Annotated in this window: 12 protein-coding genes; 4 read left to right on the top strand and 8 right to left on the bottom strand. The window is 65.7% G+C overall.

Translation table 11 applies throughout. The features are described from left to right. Positions 1 to 8: 8 nt before the first annotated feature. Both ACMZ6R_RS11130 and ACMZ6R_RS11125 read right to left on the bottom strand, forming a co-directional pair. Positions 9 to 458, bottom strand: a complete 450-nt coding sequence (locus tag ACMZ6R_RS11130) for a PqqD family protein (RefSeq protein ID WP_416111367.1) — start codon at positions 456 to 458, stop codon at positions 9 to 11. Then, the gene (locus ACMZ6R_RS11125) at positions 445 to 1,446 is read right to left on the bottom strand and encodes a hypothetical protein (protein WP_416111365.1); all 1,002 of its coding nucleotides are present in this window, start codon (positions 1,444 to 1,446) and stop codon (positions 445 to 447) included. Before ACMZ6R_RS11125 ends, ACMZ6R_RS11130 begins: the two co-directional genes overlap by 14 nt. 507 nt (positions 1,447 to 1,953) lie before the next feature. Here ACMZ6R_RS11125 and ACMZ6R_RS11120 point away from each other — a divergent pair. From ACMZ6R_RS11120 to ACMZ6R_RS11110, 3 genes are all read left to right on the top strand, one after another. Further along, on the top strand, positions 1,954 to 3,531 hold the full coding sequence (locus ACMZ6R_RS11120) for an ammonium transporter (protein WP_416111363.1): 1,578 nt from the start codon (positions 1,954 to 1,956) through the stop codon (positions 3,529 to 3,531). 15 nt (positions 3,532 to 3,546) lie between these two features. Then, positions 3,547 to 3,885, top strand: a complete 339-nt coding sequence (locus ACMZ6R_RS11115; RefSeq protein WP_416111361.1) for a P-II family nitrogen regulator — start codon at positions 3,547 to 3,549, stop codon at positions 3,883 to 3,885. A 129-nt stretch (positions 3,886 to 4,014) separates the two neighbouring features. Continuing rightward, the gene (locus ACMZ6R_RS11110) at positions 4,015 to 4,587 is read left to right on the top strand and encodes an HPP family protein (protein ID WP_416111359.1); all 573 of its coding nucleotides are present in this window, start codon (positions 4,015 to 4,017) and stop codon (positions 4,585 to 4,587) included. Between the two features lie 139 nt (positions 4,588 to 4,726). Here ACMZ6R_RS11110 and ACMZ6R_RS11105 read toward each other — a convergent pair whose 3' ends face one another. Then, positions 4,727 to 5,293 carry a GNAT family N-acetyltransferase gene (locus ACMZ6R_RS11105; protein ID WP_416111357.1) on the bottom strand — a complete coding sequence of 189 codons (567 nt, stop codon included), beginning with the start codon at positions 5,291 to 5,293 and terminating at the stop codon, positions 4,727 to 4,729. Between the two features lie 14 nt (positions 5,294 to 5,307). Continuing rightward, positions 5,308 to 6,105: a TrmB family transcriptional regulator gene (locus ACMZ6R_RS11100; protein WP_416111355.1), complete on the bottom strand. Its 798-nt coding sequence runs from the start codon at positions 6,103 to 6,105 to the stop codon at positions 5,308 to 5,310. Between the two features lie 85 nt (positions 6,106 to 6,190). On the opposite strand from ACMZ6R_RS11100, the gene ACMZ6R_RS11095 reads away from it, so the two are divergent. Then, complete coding sequence (locus ACMZ6R_RS11095) at positions 6,191 to 6,793, top strand: YgjV family protein (protein ID WP_416111353.1); 603 nt, start codon at positions 6,191 to 6,193, stop codon at positions 6,791 to 6,793. 61 nt (positions 6,794 to 6,854) lie between these two features. Here the strand turns inward: ACMZ6R_RS11095 and ACMZ6R_RS11090 are convergent, their stop codons facing one another. The 4 genes from ACMZ6R_RS11090 to ACMZ6R_RS11075 all read right to left on the bottom strand — a co-directional run bounded on the left by ACMZ6R_RS11090 (position 6,855) and on the right by ACMZ6R_RS11075 (position 10,462). Further along, positions 6,855 to 8,291 (bottom strand): sensor histidine kinase, encoded by a 1,437-nt coding sequence (locus ACMZ6R_RS11090; RefSeq protein WP_416111351.1) that lies wholly within the window; start codon positions 8,289 to 8,291, stop codon positions 6,855 to 6,857. 73 nt (positions 8,292 to 8,364) lie between these two features. Then, positions 8,365 to 9,072 (bottom strand): molybdopterin-guanine dinucleotide biosynthesis protein MobB, encoded by a 708-nt coding sequence (locus ACMZ6R_RS11085; protein WP_416111349.1) that lies wholly within the window; start codon positions 9,070 to 9,072, stop codon positions 8,365 to 8,367. Further along, positions 9,069 to 9,770 carry an ABC transporter ATP-binding protein gene (locus ACMZ6R_RS11080; protein WP_416111347.1) on the bottom strand — a complete coding sequence of 234 codons (702 nt, stop codon included), beginning with the start codon at positions 9,768 to 9,770 and terminating at the stop codon, positions 9,069 to 9,071. The genes ACMZ6R_RS11085 and ACMZ6R_RS11080 overlap by 4 nt, the downstream gene beginning before the upstream one ends. Then, the gene (locus tag ACMZ6R_RS11075; protein ID WP_416111345.1) at positions 9,770 to 10,462 is read right to left on the bottom strand and encodes an ABC transporter permease; all 693 of its coding nucleotides are present in this window, start codon (positions 10,460 to 10,462) and stop codon (positions 9,770 to 9,772) included. The genes ACMZ6R_RS11080 and ACMZ6R_RS11075 overlap by 1 nt, the downstream gene beginning before the upstream one ends. Positions 10,463 to 10,508 lie beyond the last annotated feature (46 nt).

The following is a 10,508-nucleotide window of genomic DNA, read 5'->3' as shown; positions in this document are numbered from 1 at the left end:
CCCTTTCTTCAGAAAGGGTTCCCCCCAGCCGCCGGAGGCATCCCCCCCTCCTCCTCTCCCTCACGTCCTACCACAGCGATAGCGCCGCGCCGGCCGAGCAGGCGCAGAAATTCGGCCACGGCCATCTCGGCCTCGCGGGCGTCGAGGTTGTAGCGCCTGGCCAGGTCGGCGGCGATCTCCCCGGCGGAGCGTTTGCCGTCGATGAGCCGCCACACGGCCGAGCCCATGGCGTCGAGTTCCACGGTCTTGCGCAGCACCTTGCCGTCCCACAGGCCGAAACGCCGGGCCAATCCGGCCAGGGCCGGGCGCACGGCCACGGGCAGGGACAGCTGCACCACGCCGGAGGGAGTTTCTGCGGCGCGCACATCGCGGCTGGCCACCGGGGAGAGTGCCATGGCCTGGCGCCGGGTCAGACCGCCGGACTCCAGGGGCACGGGTTTCTTTTTAAAGAGAGACACAGTGCGTTGCCACCTCGGCCAGCCATTGCCGGTCCACGGGTTTGCCCGAGGCGAGCCCCGCGCCGAGCAGTTTGTTGACGCCGGCCTCGTGGCGCATGACGCAAAGCCGCCCCTGCCGGCCAAGGCCCCGGGCCAGCGCGTCGATGACGCCCGTTCCCTGGCGGCTGGCCAGCCAGACCGCCGGAGCCCCGGCAAGACTCCCCGCCTCCCGCCGCGTCCGGTCGTCGCAGCCGAAGGCCAGGGCCGCCACCTCGGCCAGGCGTGAGCGTTCGAGGAGCACATCGGCCGGGGCCAGGCGGACGATGTCCAGGCGCTGCCGCCCGGCGGCGAAAGACAGGGAAAAACGGCCCGGCACGAAGGTGTGGGAACACAGCATGAATCCCGGCGGCGGCGTGAAGGAAAGGCCGAAGAGCCGGAAAGCCGGCGGCCCGGGATCATGATGGCGCAGGCTGGCCAGCACCTTGGCCACCAGACGGCGCATGGCCGCGTCCGGTCCCTCGCCCTCGCCGAAGGCCTGAAACACGGCGGCCAGGCCGCACTCCGGGCAAAAAAGCGCCGCCCCCAGCCCGGCCCGTCCGTTTTTGCTCCAGGAAAGCGGCATCAGCTCGAAATCGGAAAGGGGCTCAAGCCAGCTTTCCGGGAGCGTCGCCCCGGCCGAGGCCTCCCCCTTGGGGGTCAGGGCCCGAAGCGCCGCCTCCATGCCCTGGCGTCCGGCCCGGGGCCGCCATTTGAACTCGAAGGCCGGACCGTCGGGGCCCTCGAAATACAGGTAGCCGAGCCCGAGTCTGGCCGGTCGCCAGTCGCCGGGCACGTCCAGGGACACGCCGTTCCAGGCCACGGGGAAAAAGGCCGGGGCACCGGCGGCAAGCTGCTGTCGCGTCATGTCCTGCTTGTAGGCCAGGGCGGCGGCCCGGGGCAAGGCTTGCGGTTTCGGGGAGGAGGCGGCGGCGCGCGGCCCGACCGGCGTGGGCCCGGTGCGCGGCGTCAAAAGCGCTGCAGCACGACTTTGCTGTGGGGCGGCCCGGCTGTTTGGCCGCGCATTCCCCCTATTACAGTTTGGCAATACGCCCGCCAGCCGGTGCCAACCCTGCGGCGGCAAGAAATATTTTACAATAATGTTCAATATGACAAAGTTGAAACGACACAAAACCGTCTCTTTTCGCTAAACAGCAAAAAAGCACCACACCGGAGATACGGGATAATAATCCCGTTCCATGGCATTTTTCCGGAAACCCCATGCGACAACAACACATTTGTCGCACAGCAGGCCAAAACCCCTGGCCATGCCGGGCCGACATTCTCCCATGGCCCGCATGCACCGGGAAAAAACAATACGGGCCACCGCCCACGGCGCGGCGGCGCAACACCTTTCGCAGCGGAGACCCAACATGCCCTCCCCCTTCGATTCCTCGTAAGCACGGCCCCGAAGGCCTGGGCCGCGCCAGCCCCGGCGCAAGACGCACCATCCCCAACATCCAAGGATTCGGAGGAGAACATGAGAAAAACGCTGCGTTGCCTGCTTCTGGCCCTTTTCATGACCATCATCGCCCTGCCGGCGGTTGTCGGGGCCGAGGAAGCCCCTGTGCCCGATCCCACGGGCGCTTCCGTCGGCACCGCCGCCGACGTCGTGGGAGCCACCGCCGGCGCGCCCACCAAGGAAGATATGGCCACCCTGTCCCAAAACGAGCCCCTGGCCGCCAAACTGGCCGACGTCGTGGGGCATAACCGTATCTCCATCAACGTCGTCTGGACGCTGGTGTGCGGCTTTCTGGTCATGTTCATGCAGGCGGGCTTCGCCCTGGCGGAAACGGGTTTCACCCGCGCCAAGAACGCCGGCCACACCATGGCCATGAACATGATGGTCTACGGCATCGGCATGCTCGGCTACTGGATCTGCGGCTTCGCGCTCCAGATGGGCGGCGTCGGCGGGGTGGCCTCGCTCGGCGGCGGACAGGTGCTGGCCAACGAGTTTTCCATCAGCCTCGGCGGCCACGACTTCGGGCTTTTCGGCACCACGGGCTTTTTCCTGTCCGGCGTGTCCTATGACGCCATCGTGTTCACGATCTTCCTGTTCCAGATGGTCTTCATGGACACCACGGCCACCATCCCGACAGGCACCATGGCCGAGCGCTGGACGTTCAAGTCCTTCGTCTTCTACGGTTTTTTCATCTCCATGTTCGTCTATCCGCTCTACGCCAACTGGGTCTGGGGCGGCGGCTGGCTGTCCTGCCTCGGCAAGTACTTCAGCCTGGGCCATGGCGTGGTCGACTTCGCCGGCTCGTCGGTGGTGCACATGACCGGCGGCGTGACGGCTCTGGCCGGCGGCATCATCCTCGGACCGCGCCTCGGCAAGTACCGCGAGGACGGTACGCCCAACGCCCTGCCCGGCCACCACATTCCCATGGCCATCGCCGGCTGCTTCATCCTGGCCTTCGGCTGGTTCGGCTTCAACGCCGGCTCCACCCTGTCCGGCACGGACCTGCGCATCGGCGTCATCGCCACCAACACCATGCTGGCCTCGGCCGCCGGCGCGTTCTCGTCCATGGTCTACATGTGGACCTTCTACGGCAAGCCCGACATCTCCATGGTGGCCAACGGCCTGCTGGCCGGGCTGGTCGCCATCACCGCGCCGTGCGCCTTCGTCAACTCCGTTTCGGCTGTCATCATCGGGGCCATCGCCGGGGTGCTGTTGTGCATAAGCGTCTTTTTCGTGGAGCGTAAACTCAAGATCGACGACCCGGTCGGCGCCATCTCGGTCCATGGCGTCAACGGCGCGTTCGGCGTCCTTTCGGTGGGCCTTTTCGCCGACGGTACCTACGGCGATGCCTTAAACGGCGTGGACGGCACGGTCAGGGGGCTTTTCTACGGCGACGGCGGCCAGCTCGTGGCCCAGATCGTCGGCATCTGCACCAACTTTGTCTTTGTCTTCGTGGTGATGTATGTCTTTTTCAAGGTGCTTGACCGGATCGTCCCGCTTCGGGTCGATCCCGAGCACGAACTGGAAGGTCTGGACCAGCACGAAGTGGCGGTTACCGCCTATCCGGAATTCGTCCTGCAAAAAACCCACAGGTAAGACGCGGAGAACGCCATGAAAAAAATCGAAGCCATCATCAAGCCGTTCAAGCTTGACGAGGTCAAGGACGCCCTGGACAAGATCGGCATCCATGGGCTCACCGTCACCGAAGTGCGCGGCTACGGCCGCCAGAAAGGCCATGTCGAGGCCTACCGCGGCGTCGAATACCAGGTGCAGTTCAACGCCAAGGTGCGCCTGGACATCGTCGTGCCCGACGAACTGGCCGAAAAGGCCGTGGACGCCATCCGCACCACGGCCAACACCGGCAATATCGGCGACGGCAAAATCTTCGTCTACCCCGTCGAGGGCGTGGTGCGCATCCGCACCGGCGAATCCGGGGACGCGGCCATCTAGCGCCGCCGGAAACCGGCAATACGAAAGGGACGTGGGCGACCGCGTCCCTTTTTTCGTTGCTTCGACTTGACTTAAGTCATGCCGCCATTCCCCGCGCCAAAGCAGACTGCCTCCCGGAGGAAGCAGCACATGACGTACACGCAGGAGCCCGTCCCGACGAACAGGGACGGCTTTTTCCGCAAAATGCGCGGCGGCGGGACCTGCCCGTCCTGCGCCTGTCCGGCCGAGATCCTTTGGTCTTTCATCGGGGCCATGGGCGGCATTGGCCTTGTCGCCTGGCTGCACAGGAATGTGGCCGATCCGGCGGGATTGAGCCTTTTGATCGGCTCGTTCGGGGCCTCGGCGGTGCTGCTCTACGGCGCGCCCCAAAGTCCCCTGGCCCAGCCGCGAAACCTGCTCGGCGGCCATTTTCTGTCCGCCCTGTTCGGGGTCTCGGTGCGCCTGCTCGTGCCGGGTCCGTCCTGGCTGGCCTGCGCCCTGGCCGTGGCCGGGGCCATCGCCCTCATGCACGCCACGGGAACGCTCCATCCCCCGGGAGGCGCGACAGCACTCATCGCCGTCACCGCCGGGCCGAAGCTCGCCTCCCTGGGCTACCTCTTCGCCCTGATCCCGGCGCTCTCCGGCGCGGCGGTCATGCTGGTCGTGGCCCTCGTCGCCAACAACCTGGCCCCGGGCCGACGGTACCCGGAATATTGGCTTTGAGGGGGGAAGAAGAGAACGGAAGAGAATGCGAGAGGGGAAACCCTTTGAAAAGGGTTCTCCCCTCTCGCGCTCTCCCCTTCCTCAACTTTTTAGCGGGAAGTGCCCCACGGAGGACTTTCCGTTCTCAAGCAGCGATCTTTCAATACCCGGGAGCGGGCAGGTCGAGCACCATTTTGATATTCTCGCGCAGCACCGTGTTGCGGGCGTCGCTGACGCGTTCGACAACGCGGAACCCGGCTTTTTCGTACATGCGGCGCGACACGGGCAGGCCGTCCACGGTCCAAAGCGACATCCGGCCGCCCCCGCGTTCCCGCCACCAGGCCATGGCCCGGATAAAAAGCGCCTTGCCGATGCCGTTGCCCTGCCAGGCCGGGTCCACGAGGAAAAAGCGCAAGTGCGCCCCGTCCGCCCCGGAAGCGCGGCCGATGACGGCAATGGACCCGACCAGTACCTCGCCGGCATACGCCGCAAGCATCAGGTCCCTGTCCGGGTTGTAGCCCTCTATGAACGCGCACACGTCGCGCACGGCCATCACCTCATACGCTGCGCCCGCGCCCCAGACCTTGGCGTAATACCGGCCGAGCAGCGCGCCCACGCCGCCGATCAGCCCCGGCGCATAGCCGATGCGGATTGAGACCCCGCCGCCGGCCAAAACCTGTGCCGCTTCCTCCCGGCGCGTCGCGCCGTATTCCCTAGCGCGTGCCATCTCGCTCACTCCTTTCACAGGGGCCTTGCCGCCTGCCACAAGGCTTCAAAGGCCAGGGACAGCATGGCCGCCACCCCCCGGTTATAAATGACCACCGCCGTGAAATGCGGCGGCCCGCCGGCCGGGTCCTGCATGGAAAGCAGCGCCACCTCGTCGTCGAAGGCCTGCATCTTGAGCGGCAGCGAGTCGGCCACGCGCAGCGCCAACCCCTGGCCGCAAAGCGTCTCCAGCAGGACGCCCAGTTCCGGATCATCCAGTATGGCCGCGTCGCAAAGGGCCCGGTAGCCGAGCCCCCGGCCGAGCGGCGCCTGCATGAAGGTGGTGTTTTGCTCCACGGACAGGATCATGGGCCGGGTGATGCACGAGGCGACCGACCGCCTAGCCTCCCGGGCCAGGGCAAGCGCCCGGTGGGCGATGCGGGTCGGCCCCGAAAGCACCTCGACATAGGCCAGGGGATCGTTCTGCCCCCGGCCCGAGGTGAAGAGAGGCCCCAGGGCCGTGGCCAATCGGGTCGCCAGGGCCTTGGTCGTCTCCCGCTCCCGGGCCAGAGCCGCCTCCCGCTCCCGGGCCAGCAAATCGAGCCCCACCGCCGGGTCCACGGCCACAAAGGCCTTGGGCGAAACGTCCCGGGCCAGACACAGCCCCTTGGCGGCCAGGGAGGCCAGCACGTCGTACACGCGCTGCCTGGGGATGCCGGACCGGGCCGCCACCTCGGCCGACGTCAGTTCCGGCCGGCCGAGCAGCGCCAGATACGCTCCGGCCTCGTAGGCCGTCAGCCCCAGGGCCGTCAGTTCCTGCGGATCGATCGCCATTTGTCACCATCCTTCAGTGATGGCTATTTTCTAGCACCACTGTACAGTGGTGTCAACTGAACCGCCACGCTCCTTGCCAGGAAGCGTGGCCGGGGCTATTGCGCCTGGACGCGAAGTTGCCGGACGACCGCACACCCTCATCGCCCTTTCCTTCGCCCGCATCCGTAACCTCAAGTCCGGGACCCGCATGGATTTTACCGCGCCTTCGCAGATTGTCGGTTATGTCGCGTTCGCGCTCGGGATCTTCGCCTTTGCCCAGCGCATCGACTGGCGGCTCAAGTTTCTGGTGGCCAGCGAATGCGTGGCCTACACGCTGCACTTCTACCTGCTCGGCAACAATGCCGCGGCGGTCAGCGCGGCCCTGTCGGCCATGCGGACCTTTACCTCGCTCAAGACCCGCTCGCCGTGGGTGGCGGGATTCTTTCTGGCGCTCAACCTCGTGCTCGGCGTGGCCGTGGCCACGTCGTGGACGGCGGTCTTTCCCATCATGGCCGGACTGTCGGGCACGGTGGCGGTCTTTCTCCTGCGGGGGATCGGCATGCGGCTCGGACTGATGTGCGCGACGCTTTGCTGGCTGACCAACAACATCCTGTCGGGCTCCATCGGCGGCACGATGCTCGAATCGTCCATCGCCGTGGTCAACGCCACGACCATGCTGCGGCTGTGGCGGGCGGGCAGACTGCGCTAAAAGGAAAGCCGATCCGGACAAAGGATCGGAGCGGGCGGGGATCGGCGCGGGGAAAAAGCGTCTAGAGGATGGGGTCCATGGGCAGGACGAAAAAGAAGTTGTTGCCGAGCGACGTGGCCTCGTAGCCCTCGACCCCGCCGTGCAGCCGCACCACCTCGCGGATGAAGTACAGGCCGTGGCCGGTGCCGTACTCGCCCGAGGCGTTCTCCCCCCGCACCCCCTCCTCGAACAGGTGCGCGGCGGTCTCCGGCGGAATGGGCGGCCCGGAAGTGAAAACGTTGAGCTTGATGCCGTCGCGGCCGGGCCCGAAGAAATTCTCCTTGCGCTCCCAGCCAAAGGAAATGAACCGGCGCTTGCGGCCGGAACCGTCCACCACCTCGCGGGTGTACTTGACCGCGTTGGAAAAAAGATTGGCGTAGACTTGGCTGATAAGCCCGATGTCGACCACCACCTCGATTTCCTGATCCGGCACGCCGCCAAGGGAGGTGTCGATCTCGATGCCGCGTTCCTCGAAGCGGGGGCGGTAGCGTTCGAGCTGCAGGTCGATGACCTGCTTTTTGAAGTTGCAGGCCCGCTTCTCCAGCACATAGCGCCCTTCCTCGAAATGGGAGCGCCGCAGGAGCGTCTCCAGAAAAAGGCTGGTCTGTTCGTAGTGGGTGAGGATCTGACGATACTGGTCCATGAGTCCTTCATGGATGTAGCCCAGATCCCGCAGGAGCTTGTCCTGGGCGGGGCTTATCGCCTGCCCTTCCCCGGCTTCGCCCTCGAAGGACTGCTTGAGCTTCCATTCGAAGAACTTGAGCAGGTCGATTTTTGAGCGCAACCGCTTGTAATACAGCTTGAAATAGATGTTGGGCACGATGACGTTGTGCCCGATGTCCTTGACCAGGCTGCGGATGAAGTGGAGGTGCTCCTTGTTCTTGTTGGCCAGGATGCGGTTGTGGAGCTGGTAGCCGAAGCGGTTGGCATAGCGCTCGAAAAAAAGCTGGTCGTGTTCGCTCAGGCGGCTGGCCGGGAATATCTCGAGCATGCCGAAGACGTCCTCCCGGGGCGTGAACGGCAATTGCGAAATGAGTTCGTGGTTGCCCTTGATGGGGATTAAAAGCTTGTCCTCGCGCACCATGGCCTTTTGCGGAAAGGGCAGATCCCCAAGCTCCCCGGCGTCCTTGGGCGGGCATTTGTAGGCGCAACGCCGGATCGAGCCGCTCTTGCTGTCCAGGACATACAGGTTGCAGTCGATGTTGAAAAACATCTTGGGGATGAGCAGGCACACCGCATAGAGATGCTCCAGGGTCGGAAACTCCTGGGCCAGATCGAAAAAAACGTTGAGGGAGATACTTTGCAGGGCCGAAAAACTGTAGGCCTCGTAGTCGTCCATTTTCTGATGGACGCGGCGGGCCACGGCCTCGAGCACGTCACGGTCGAGGACGGACGAATCTTCCGAAGCGCCAAGGCTTAGGACCGTAAGCGTCTCGGCAACGTCCCTGGCGCTGGTCATGCGGGTCCTCCGGGTAGGGATGCAGTTCATTCCCCCATACCCGCGTTAGACGGTGAAGACAATACGGCGTCACCTAATCGATATGAATTTCAATGGGGCCGGGAGCAAAGCCCTTGAGTTCGGAGAGAAGCCCCCGGATGCCGGAAGCCAGAATGCGCTCCACGAAGGGATTGACGGTGAGCTGCCGGCCGCCGACGGTCACGGACAGGCCCACGCGGGTGGTGGCGCAGTCGTCGGGCGTGGCCCGGCCGGCCAGGATGTCGGCGGCCAGTTCGCCGCAGCCTTCCCGGCCGCAGGCCCCGCAGTCGAGACCGGGCAGGGCGAAACCTTTTTCCAGGACCGCCTCGGCCACGGCTTCCAGGCTTTCGAAATGGGGCAGCCCGGGGGCGCGCACCGTCCCGTAGGTCCCAAGGACGAGCCCCGGGGCGGAGAGCGCCTCGGCCTCGGCCGGCTCGCGCAACACCAGCACGCGCGGGGCCACGGCATGTTCCCGGCCGCCCTCGATCACCAGCACCTCGCCGTCGAGCATGGCGATCATGTCCGAAATCTTGCGCGGATCGTTCCAGAAAAGCGCGCTCTCCCGGGCGGCGATGGCCCCCACCGTGCGGCAATGCGCCAGGAACCGGTCGGTGTCCGTATCCTCCTTGTCGAGTCCCGGGTTGTGCGTGCACTTGAGCGCGCACGGCACGACACCCAGGCTGGAGAACCGCGCCAGCAGCGCCTCGCACAAGGCGGTCTTGCCGGATTTCTTGAACCCCAGAACCTGCACCCCTTTTCTCATGCCATCCTCCCGGGTTTGCCCGTTTCGCGGCCTTGCGTCGCCTCCGACATGGCAAGCCCGCCCTCGCGCAACTTGAGCTTGCTGTCGCACACCGCGTCCAGCCAGCGCTGGTCATGGCCGCTTATGACCAGGGTCGTGCCGTGTTCCTCCCGGGCGGCAAAGACCGCCCGGCGCACCAGCTCGGCGCTGTCCTTGTCCAGGTTGGCCGTGGGTTCGTCGAGCAGCAGCACCCTGGGCCGCAAGGCGAGCCTGGCCGCCAGGGCCACCCGCTTGACCTCGCCGCCGGAAAGCTGCCGCCAGGACCGTGGCGCGAAACGGCCCGGGTCGAGCCCCACGGCGGCCAGGGCCGTGTCCACGCGTTCCCGGATATCCTTCGCGCCCGCGCCCCGCACCAAAAGCCCGTAGCCCACGTTGGCCCGCACCGAACGCTTGAGCAGATACGGCTCCTGGGGAAAATAGGTGACTTCGCCGCGCAGGGCAAACTCGCGGCCAAGGGTCGGCTTCCCCCGGTAGCGCACCACGCCCGTAGCCGGGGATTCCAGAAAGGCCAGCAAACGCAAAAGCGTGCTCTTGCCGCCGCCGTTTGGTCCGGCAAGCCCCGTAATGGAGCCCGGCGCGATGACCAGGCGCGGGATATCGAGCACGACCCTCCCGTCATAGCGCTGGGTCACGTTCTCCAGCTCGTAGAGCGCGTCCATCAGCCGGCCCTCCGGCGGCAGACCGCCGCGATCAGGTTGACGGCGAAGGCGATGACCATGAGCACGATGCCGAGGGCAATGCCGGTTGCGAACTCGCCCTTGCCCGTCTCCAGGGCGATGGCCGTGGTGATGGTGCGGGTGTCCCACTTGATGTTGCCGCCAAGCATCATGGAAATGCCGATTTCGGACACGATGCGGCCGAAGGCGGCGGTGGTGGCGAGCAGCATGCCGAAGCGGGCCTCGGACAAGGTGGCCAGGAACAGATGACGCGGCTTGGCCCCGAGGGTGAGCAGGGTCGGGCGCAGCCTGGAATCGAGACTTTCCACGGCCTGGGCCGTCAGCGCGATGACGATGGGCAGCCCCAGGATGGTGAGCCCCACGGCCATGCCCGGCACGGTGAATAAAAGCTCCCAATTCCCGAGCGGCCCGCGCCGGGAGACGAAGGCATACACCACGAGCCCGATGACCACCGTGGGAAAGGAAAGAAAGGTTTCGACCACCAGCCGCACGGCCCGCTTGCCCGGAAACTCGTGGTAGCCGAGCACAAACCCGGCGGGCGCGCCGAGCATGAGGGTTGCGATCATGGCCTCGAAGGTGACGATCAGGGTGGTCCAGACAGCGGAAAAGGTTTCCGGATCGCCGTGCGCCAGAAGGGCCAGGGCCTGGCGTAGTCCGTCGAGAATATAATTCATAAGGGGCGGTTACCTCCGGCCGGGCCCTTGCGTGCCCGGCCGGTAT

Origin of the sequence: Solidesulfovibrio sp. C21, from assembly GCF_047785625.1 — a bacterium.
Lineage (GTDB): Bacteria > Desulfobacterota > Desulfovibrionia > Desulfovibrionales > Desulfovibrionaceae > Solidesulfovibrio.
Note: the sequence above shows the minus strand (reverse complement) of the source record. Positions and strands in the feature narration are given on the sequence as shown.

What these genes read in the sequence shown, in the direction of transcription:
- ACMZ6R_RS11120 (WP_416111363.1), top strand. Translation starts at nt 1,954, where the DNA reads ATGAGAAAAACGCTGCGTTGCCTGCTTCTGGCCCTTTTCATGACCATC.
- ACMZ6R_RS11115 (WP_416111361.1), top strand. Translation starts at nt 3,547, where the DNA reads ATGAAAAAAATCGAAGCCATCATCAAGCCGTTCAAGCTTGACGAGGTC.
- ACMZ6R_RS11110 (WP_416111359.1), top strand. Translation starts at nt 4,015, where the DNA reads ATGACGTACACGCAGGAGCCCGTCCCGACGAACAGGGACGGCTTTTTC.
- ACMZ6R_RS11105 (WP_416111357.1), bottom strand. Translation starts at nt 5,293, where the DNA reads ATGGCACGCGCTAGGGAATACGGCGCGACGCGCCGGGAGGAAGCGGCA.
- ACMZ6R_RS11100 (WP_416111355.1), bottom strand. Translation starts at nt 6,105, where the DNA reads ATGGCGATCGATCCGCAGGAACTGACGGCCCTGGGGCTGACGGCCTAC.
- ACMZ6R_RS11090 (WP_416111351.1), bottom strand. Translation starts at nt 8,291, where the DNA reads ATGACCAGCGCCAGGGACGTTGCCGAGACGCTTACGGTCCTAAGCCTT.
- ACMZ6R_RS11085 (WP_416111349.1), bottom strand. Translation starts at nt 9,072, where the DNA reads ATGAGAAAAGGGGTGCAGGTTCTGGGGTTCAAGAAATCCGGCAAGACC.
- ACMZ6R_RS11080 (WP_416111347.1), bottom strand. Translation starts at nt 9,770, where the DNA reads ATGGACGCGCTCTACGAGCTGGAGAACGTGACCCAGCGCTATGACGGG.
- ACMZ6R_RS11075 (WP_416111345.1), bottom strand. Translation starts at nt 10,462, where the DNA reads ATGAATTATATTCTCGACGGACTACGCCAGGCCCTGGCCCTTCTGGCG.